General features: G+C 33.4%; 7 protein-coding genes. 3 read left to right on the forward strand and 4 right to left on the reverse strand.

What is annotated here, in order from left to right; translation table 11 throughout:
- Positions 1-4: 4 nt before the first annotated feature.
- The gene (locus DNU06_RS10505) at positions 5-439 is read right to left on the reverse strand and encodes a RidA family protein (protein WP_111063287.1); all 435 of its coding nucleotides are present in this window, start codon (positions 437-439) and stop codon (positions 5-7) included.
- Positions 440-522: 83 nt separating this feature from the next.
- Here DNU06_RS10505 and DNU06_RS10510 point away from each other — a divergent pair, with 83 nt between their 5' ends.
- A complete protein-coding gene (locus DNU06_RS10510) occupies positions 523-951 on the forward strand; it encodes a hypothetical protein (RefSeq protein WP_111063288.1) in 429 nt (142 codons plus the stop codon).
- Between the two features lie 216 nt (positions 952-1,167).
- Here the strand turns inward: DNU06_RS10510 and DNU06_RS10515 are convergent, their stop codons facing one another.
- Positions 1,168-2,004: a hypothetical protein gene (locus tag DNU06_RS10515; RefSeq protein WP_111063289.1), complete on the reverse strand. Its 837-nt coding sequence runs from the start codon at positions 2,002-2,004 to the stop codon at positions 1,168-1,170.
- A 113-nt stretch (positions 2,005-2,117) separates the two neighbouring features.
- Complete coding sequence (locus DNU06_RS10520) at positions 2,118-2,666, reverse strand: hypothetical protein (protein ID WP_111063290.1); 549 nt, start codon at positions 2,664-2,666, stop codon at positions 2,118-2,120.
- Positions 2,667-2,830: 164 nt separating this feature from the next.
- On the opposite strand from DNU06_RS10520, the gene DNU06_RS10525 reads away from it, so the two are divergent.
- Positions 2,831-3,505 (forward strand): energy transducer TonB, encoded by a 675-nt coding sequence (locus DNU06_RS10525; RefSeq protein WP_111063291.1) that lies wholly within the window; start codon positions 2,831-2,833, stop codon positions 3,503-3,505.
- 63 nt (positions 3,506-3,568) lie between these two features.
- On the opposite strand, the gene DNU06_RS10530 is transcribed toward DNU06_RS10525, so the two are convergent.
- Complete coding sequence (locus DNU06_RS10530; protein WP_111063292.1) at positions 3,569-4,615, reverse strand: anhydro-N-acetylmuramic acid kinase; 1,047 nt, start codon at positions 4,613-4,615, stop codon at positions 3,569-3,571.
- 164 nt (positions 4,616-4,779) lie between these two features.
- Between DNU06_RS10530 and DNU06_RS10535 the strand changes: the two genes are divergently transcribed.
- Positions 4,780-5,919 carry an acyl-CoA dehydrogenase gene (locus DNU06_RS10535; RefSeq protein ID WP_111063293.1) on the forward strand — a complete coding sequence of 380 codons (1,140 nt, stop codon included), beginning with the start codon at positions 4,780-4,782 and terminating at the stop codon, positions 5,917-5,919.
- Positions 5,920-6,007 lie beyond the last annotated feature (88 nt).

Genomic DNA, 6,007 nt, shown 5'->3' on the forward strand with positions numbered 1-6,007 from the left:
TATTTTAATCTATTGTTGCTATACATTTTAATTCAATGGCTATTGGGGTAGGTAGACAGTTGATTTCTACCGTTGTTCTACAAGGCTGATTGTCCTTGAAGTACTCCGCATAAACCTTATTGTAAACCGCAAAATCTCGCTTCATGTTTACTAGAAAAACAGTTACATCCACTAAATTTGCCCATGAAGAACCTGAAGCTTCCAATACGGCATTTACATTATCGAAAACGGAACGACATTGTTTTTCAAAATCAAATTCCAAAAAGTTTCCATTATGGTCTAATTTTAACCCAGGCACGTCAGAATCATTTTCATTCGACTTGGCCACTCTAGGACCAACACCTGATAAAAATAGCAAATTACCTACCTTTCTTGCATGTGGGTATAAACCAACAGGCTTAGGCGCATTACTTGCATTAATTTTATTTGTGCTTTCCATATTGCCGCAAATATAATACATTGCTAAATAATATTTGTACTTTTAAGCCGTATTCTAATCAATGTAACCTAAAATAAAGTTAAATGACCAAGATTCATATTGCTATTAATGTCCTTAGTGGAATAGCCCTGTTAATTGCTCTTTATTATGGGATTCAAATTTTTAACGCTGGAGATAATTATTTGATTACTCATTTAAACGAATTTGATCACCAAAATTATAGTCCAATAGAAGATATCCCTGTTTTAACCGCTAAAGGAGTTATTATTTCAGGTGTTTTTCTTTCTATTGCACTGATTCTACAAATAATTACTTTTGTGAAAAACACCATCAATAGAAAAAAAATTCTTTTTGTATTTTTATTCGCGATCTATGGTATTTTACTCGCATTTTCATTTTTTGTAATGCTCGACTTGGAACACCGAGATTTTCAAACTTTTGGTATGATATGGGTTGTATTAAGCATCCTTTTAATTTTTGGAAATACAGTGGCTGTTTTTATTCGAAAATGAATTACTATTTTAAAGAAATTGGTTCAAGATAGTGCCCTATCATTTGTTGTAAATTAACCGCTTTAGGCAAGCTAATAACGGCATTGTATGCAAAGTTATTTATTGAAATAAATTAAATAAATCCAACTCCCCTTACCAATAGAGGTTAACCTATAATTTCTTTAGAAATTCATTTGCGTTTATAGCAATATAAATCCAAAAAAATCCATTACAGAATTACATTCCCATTCCTATATTTCCCATTTCCTTCATTTGAATGCGTTTGTTCTGATCGTCCTCGCCAACATACTGCATGTATTCTGCCGCATGAAATTTATCCACTTTGTGCACTAAAAAATAACTGTAAGCATAATCAGCCGGAGAAAGAAAACCTTTCTTTAACGCAAGCAAAAGAGCTTTGTCAATTTTTTTCCAATCAGCCACAGTAGTTCTTTGCAAATAATTTAGCATTACCGCATTTGTTTCCATAAAATCTGGGTATCCATTTTCTATTAAAAAAGTGATGAAAAGGTTTTTATTCACCAGCATATTTCTTTCATATAAATTTTTATTTTGACTTAAAATAGCTTCATCTACTTCAAATTTCACCACCGAGTCAATATAGTATTCCCAATAGGCGTCAACGGAATCTATATAAGCTATTTTCAGAACCAACTCTTCATTTAACTTTTTTAATTTTATCTTACGCTCTACCGCCTTAATCTCTTTCAATTGCTTTTCGGAAAGAAAAACAAAGTTGGGCTCATCATTAATTTCGGCTGAAATATCATGCCCGTCATTATTAATTTTACTTGCGTCTAACAATATATCGTAAGCAATCAATTCATGTCCAATTTCAGCCTCAGAAAGTGCCCAATAAAACAAGTCAATCGACTTATATAAATCAGCAAATTCATTACGGGTTGCTTTAAAAATCACACTGGCTTCTTCGTAACGCTCAGCTACCATCATTTTATTAGCTAAAGACATTAAATTATTGTAACTAGTATGGTCTTGTGCATGTACCGAATTGGTAAAAAATAAAACACAGATAATAAATTTAATATTTTTCATAAGCTATTTTTTTTACAGGGCTGTTGCACTGTTTTTGAACCATTTTTAAATTAAGTATTCCACAAGCTAAAACACTTAATTAATACTTTTTTCTCTACTACCCTTAACATTAATCATTCCACATCATAAACATAGTCAAAAGTACCGTCTGTAATTGTATAATTTACGGGATCAGTACTAGCGTCTCCTTCCGAAGTTTTAAACTCAAAAGTTCCTTTAACTCTTTTCACTTCCGTATCCACAAAAGAGATATTAATTGTTCCAGAAATTGTATTTTCTAAAATAAAACTACTTTCATCATTGGTATTATCAATCAGGTCAACATGAGTGTCTTCACCATCCGTTTTGGCACTTACAACATAAGTTCCAACCACTAAGTCGCTTCTTTTTAGCCACATTTGTATAGTAATACCATCAAAAGCAGTATTTTTTCCTTGTAACAATATGTATTCCTCCTCTGGATAATAGCTGTAAATTGTAGTTGTACTCGCTTCATTTGTCCCAAAAGTATTGTTGAACTCATATAAAACATCATTTATTTTTAAAGTCATAGCGTACGCAATAACTTCTTCTGCCTCCACCTCATCTTTTTTACAAGCAGTAAACAAGGTAATGCCAGCTACAATTAATAACGTTGTTTTTTTTAAGCGACTAGCAAACATAATATTAGAATTAATCTGGCAAGGTAATAAATTAATTTTTTAATTGAATGGGTCACTTGATATTTTTCAATTAAATCAACAAAGCCTACCGTTAAGGTGTAGACACTTTTATGGCATAACATTTGCAACTTCTAACTTTAAGTATTCACAAATAATTAAAGCATATGATTGAAAAGAAAAACCCCAAAGCAGACTTAGAGAGAAAAAGATTCGCTTTTTTTCAGATTGGTTTAATTTTAGCAAGTGCTATTTGTTTAGCAGCTTTTGAATATATCACACCAGTGTTTACTGACACAAATAAAATGGCTTGGGAACAAGACACTGTTTTCACTTATCCAGAGATTCCTAAAGAAATGGTTTATGCAGCCAAGCAAAAGGTATTACCTAAACAAAAAATAGTGAACGAAGTTAAATTGGTAGTGAAACTCCCACTTAAAACAGTTGCCACACCATTAATTGACCACAAAATTGACTTAAATTTTGATGGACTACTCGATTTATTAGGTGACACAACGCCAGGGTTTGTCCCACCAAATGTAGGTGCAATTGACACGCCTGATGTAATGCCAAAATTTCCTGGAGATATGGGTTCGTGGATTGCAAAAAACATTCGATTGCCTGAAGGCGTATTTCCAACTTCAGGAACCATTATTGTCAATTTTGTAGTGGATAAACAAGGCAATATTTCTGATGTTGTCATTGGAAAAGGATTAGACTCTGAACACGATAGAGCAGCTTTAATGGTGGTTAAAAAAATGCCTAAATGGCAACCGGGCGAACAAATGGGAAAACCAGTTGCTGTTAATTATAATTTGCCAATACGTATCACAAACAGGTAGGTATTGGATAATGAAACACCAACATTTTTTGATTGGTCATCCTACTTAGATGTTGGTGTTTTTTTAACTTACCAAAATACCACTCACGGAATCCTTGCTCGCTCCAGTAACCGATTGCAGCACATTTACTTTTCCATGAACTTTTAAATAACCCAAGAAAGCAAAAATCAAGGCTTCCTTAAATTCTATAATTTCCTTTGTTGGTATTACAATTTCTTGTCGAACTTCGGCCTTTATCTGTTCCATTAAAAAGACATTATAGACTCCTCCACCGCTGACCAAAACTTTTCCATTTCCTAATTCACTTAAAACATTGGCAATTTGTATGGCAATGTGTTGCACCATGGTCCTTAATTTATCAGGGATAGAAATATTTTCATTTTGTAAAAGCGGTAATACATTGGCATTAAACCATTCTAAACCCAAAGATTTTGGGCCTGCTGCTTGATAAAATTCCAGCTCATTTAATTGCATTAATAATGCTCGATTGACTTCTCCTGATTTTGCAATCATTCCACCATCATCATAAGGCAAATTCAATTGATTGGTTAAATAAGAAAACGCCATGTTAACTGGACAAATATCAAAGGCCAATCGCTTTGATTCAGACTGAAAAGATAAATTAGCAATCCCTCCAAAATTAATACAAGCCACATATTGCTGAAATAAATGTAAATCACCAATTGGAACCAGTGGCGCCCCTTGGCCTCCCAATGCTACATCTTGACTTCTAAAATCGTAAATGACAGGAATATTGGTTTGAGCAAACAATTGATTTCCGCAACCTATTTGCAAAGTAAAACCATTTTCGGGTTGGTGAAAAACCGTATGACCATGAGAAGCAATATAGTCTATTTCCAAATCGAATTTTTGTTGAAAGGTCAACACTTTTTCTCCAAAATATCGGCCCAATTCAACATCTAAACGCAATAAATCTTCACTGGATAAATCGACCGCTTTTTTGAGATTTTCGGCCAATAAATTAGGGTAAGGAATGGTTTCACTTTCAAGGATGCTAAAATTATATTGATCATCACTGACTTCAAATTTTACCAAACACAAATCCAAACCATCAAGTGAAGTCCCTGACATGAGTCCTAAAATATTCATTTCTTTCTATTAATGAATGCTAAATATAATTCAATAATCAAGGTTTCAAAATAGAAATTCATAGATAAAAGGATAATATTTTATATTTAGTACCGATAAATTTTTGATTTTTTGCAATAAATCAATAAAAGCACTATTTTTGTGAGTTCATAAATTGAAATAGCATGGACTTTAAATTAACCGAAGAGCAATTAGCAGTAAGAGATGCAGCAAGAGATTTTGCAAATAATGTATTATTACCAGAAGTAACAGATAGAGATAAGCATGCTAGGTTTCCGACAGAAGAAGTAAAACAATTAGGAGAACTAGGATTCTTAGGTATGATGGTCGATCCGAAATATGATGGAGGCGGTATGGACACTGTTTCTTATGTTTTGGCTATGGAAGAAATTTCAAAAGTAGATGCCTCCACTGCAGTGGTCATGTCAGTATGTAACTCATTAGTTGCATGGGGATTTGAAAGATTTGGTTCGGAAGATCAAAAAGAAAAATATTTAAAACCTTTAGCAGGTGGTAAAATTACGGGTGCATTTTGTTTATCAGAGCCAGAAGCTGGTTCGGATGCAACATCACAAACGACAACTGCCATTGATATGGGTGACCATTATTTATTGAATGGTACAAAAAACTGGATTACCAATGGTGGTACAGCAGGAGTATACATTGTAATGGCTCAAACAGACCGCGAAAAAGGTCACAGAGGAATTAACGCCTTGATTTTAGAACCAGGAATGGAAGGTTTTATCGTTGGAGAAAAAGAAGATAAAATGGGTATTAGAGGTTCTGATACACACACTTTATTATTCAATGATGTAAAAGTGCCAAAAGCAAACAGAATTGGTGAAGAAGGATTTGGATTTAAATTTGCCATGCAAACATTGGGTGGTGGTAGAATTGGAATTGCTTCTCAAGCCTTAGGAATAGCTTCTGGCGCATTAGAATTAGCGATTAAATATTCAAAAGAAAGAAAAACTTTTGGAAAAGAAATATACAAGCACCAAGCCATTGCATTTAAATTGGCTGATATGGCAACCAAAGTAGAAGCTGCAAGAGTAATGTGTTTAAAAGCCGCTACTTTAAAAGACCAAGGTAAAGACTTTGAATTGGCAGCCTCAATGGCAAAATTATATGCTTCTACCATTGCACAAGAAGTTACTTCTGAAGCGGTTCAAATTCACGGTGGATATGGTTACGTTAGAGAATACCATGTAGAGAGAATGATGAGAGATGCTAAAATCACTCAGATTTATGAAGGCACTTCTGAAATTCAAAAAATTGTAATTTCAAGAGCGATTTTGAAATAAGTATTATCATCTGTCTAGTCCTAAATAATCGATACAGATTATTAAAGGATTAAATTTATTAATTAAAGCTGAACAATGATATCATTGT

Origin of the sequence: Putridiphycobacter roseus (assembly GCF_003234935.1) — a bacterium.
GTDB lineage: Bacteria > Bacteroidota > Bacteroidia > Flavobacteriales_D > Crocinitomicaceae > Putridiphycobacter > Putridiphycobacter roseus.

What these genes read in the sequence shown, in the direction of transcription:
- DNU06_RS10505 (WP_111063287.1), bottom strand. Translation starts at nt 439, where the DNA reads ATGGAAAGCACAAATAAAATTAATGCAAGTAATGCGCCTAAGCCTGTT.
- DNU06_RS10510 (WP_111063288.1), top strand. Translation starts at nt 523, where the DNA reads ATGACCAAGATTCATATTGCTATTAATGTCCTTAGTGGAATAGCCCTG.
- DNU06_RS10515 (WP_111063289.1), bottom strand. Translation starts at nt 2,004, where the DNA reads ATGAAAAATATTAAATTTATTATCTGTGTTTTATTTTTTACCAATTCG.
- DNU06_RS10520 (WP_111063290.1), bottom strand. Translation starts at nt 2,666, where the DNA reads ATGTTTGCTAGTCGCTTAAAAAAAACAACGTTATTAATTGTAGCTGGC.
- DNU06_RS10525 (WP_111063291.1), top strand. Translation starts at nt 2,831, where the DNA reads ATGATTGAAAAGAAAAACCCCAAAGCAGACTTAGAGAGAAAAAGATTC.
- DNU06_RS10530 (WP_111063292.1), bottom strand. Translation starts at nt 4,615, where the DNA reads ATGAATATTTTAGGACTCATGTCAGGGACTTCACTTGATGGTTTGGAT.
- DNU06_RS10535 (WP_111063293.1), top strand. Translation starts at nt 4,780, where the DNA reads ATGGACTTTAAATTAACCGAAGAGCAATTAGCAGTAAGAGATGCAGCA.